Origin of the sequence: Thermaurantimonas aggregans (assembly GCF_003851885.1) — a bacterium.
Taxonomy (GTDB): domain Bacteria; phylum Bacteroidota; class Bacteroidia; order Flavobacteriales; family Schleiferiaceae; genus Thermaurantimonas; species Thermaurantimonas aggregans.
On sequence record NZ_BHZE01000048.1, the window covers coordinates 1 to 1,636 of the forward strand.

Here is a 1,636-nt window from a genome sequence, read left to right on the forward strand (position 1 = left end):
GCCGGGTTGCTGTTTAAAGACTACTCGCCTCACTTAAAATGTCTATGATGGCTCTAATTTACTTCAATTAAGGGTTTTATCAAAATAAAAAAGAAGGCGTCCTTTACTTTTTGGACACCTTCTTTGTATTTTCATACCGCTTTGTTGCTAAGTTTGTCCGATTAGAATGTATAATTATTTTAACTCATGTTTTTTCCCAAACTATCAAAAGAAACATATATCGAGCTTCGAAAGAACTTGGTTAGTCACTTGCCGGCTGGCAGTGCCGTCATATTGATAGCTAACGATGTAATGCCTACCAATGCCGATGGCACCATGCCCTATGTGCCCAATAAAGACATCGTTTACCTCACTGGCGTTGATCAAGAAGAAACAGTCGTCATTCTCTTTCCCGATGCAGTGCAACCGCACCTTAGAGAAGTGCTGATATTGCGCGAAACCAATGAGCACATTGCCCGCTGGGAAGGCGAAAAGCTGACCAAAGACCAAGCCCGAGAGCTCTCAGGCATACAAAATGTACAGTGGAAGTCACAACTGCCGCGAATCCTAAAAGAAGTGATGTCCGAGGCGGAATACATCTATCTAAATACCAACGAGCACCTACGTCGCGACGTGCAAGTGATGACAGCCGAGCACCGCTTTGCCTTAAAGCTGCAAGAAGAATACCCCCTACATCAGTATCGTAGACTCAATCCGCTACTCCACTATGTACGCAGCAAGAAGCATCCTGAAGAAATTACACTGATGCGCAAAGCCGCTGAAATTAACACCTCCGCCTATCGTCGAATCCTTCGCTTCTTAAAACCTGGAGTTACCGAATATCAATTGCAGGCAGAGTTCATTCACGAATACCTCAACTTGGGTGCTTCTGGCTTCAGTTACGAACCTATAATCGCAACAGGCGGCAATGCCTGCATCTTGCATTACATCAAGAATTCAGATACAGTGCAAGACGGTGATTTAGTGCTCTTCGATGTCGGGTGCTGGTACCGCCATTACGCCAGCGATGTAACGCGATGCTTCCCTGCCAGTGGAAAATTCTCTGATCGCCAGCGCAAGATATACTCAGCCGTACTGTACGTACAAAAAGAAGCCATGCAATGGCTGCGTCCAGGTGTGATGCTGCACGAATACCACAAAAAAGTCGGTACCCTCATGACAGAGGTCTTGATCGACCTTAAACTGATCACGCGCCAAGAGGTAGAAAGCGAAAATCCTGAGTGGCCTGCCTACAAAAAGTATTTCATGCATGGCACATCACATTTCTTGGGCCTCGATGTACACGATGTAGGTCTTTGGCATAAGCCAATCGAAGCAGGTATGGTCTTTACCGTAGAACCGGGCATTTACATCCCTGAAGAAAACCTCGGCATTCGCATTGAAGACAACATCTTGATCACTGAAAACGGCTTTGAAAACCTTACAGCCAATATTCCTAAAGAAATTGAAGAAATAGAAGCAGCTATGGCCGAATAATAAAAGGCCTTTTTGTTGATTCTTTTTTAGAATTAAAGAAGCTGTCCTAAAAGAGGGCAGCTTTTTTTTATCAGTTTTTAAATGGTATTTAATGTTACAAAAAATGAATTAGACTTAAAGCAGGTTTTTGGTAGTGATATTTCAAAAAATTGATTTTTGA

1 protein-coding gene is annotated in these 1,636 nt (G+C 43.3%); it reads left to right on the plus strand.

The features are described 5' to 3' along the window. The first annotated feature begins 186 nt into the window (after window positions 1-186). On the plus strand, window positions 187-1,476 hold the full coding sequence (locus EIP89_RS11375; RefSeq protein WP_124398805.1) for an aminopeptidase P family protein: 1,290 nt from the start codon (window positions 187-189) through the stop codon (window positions 1,474-1,476). The last annotated feature ends 160 nt before the right edge of the window (window positions 1,477-1,636 follow it).

What these genes read in the sequence shown, in the direction of transcription:
- EIP89_RS11375 (WP_124398805.1), top strand. Translation starts at nt 187, where the DNA reads ATGTTTTTTCCCAAACTATCAAAAGAAACATATATCGAGCTTCGAAAG.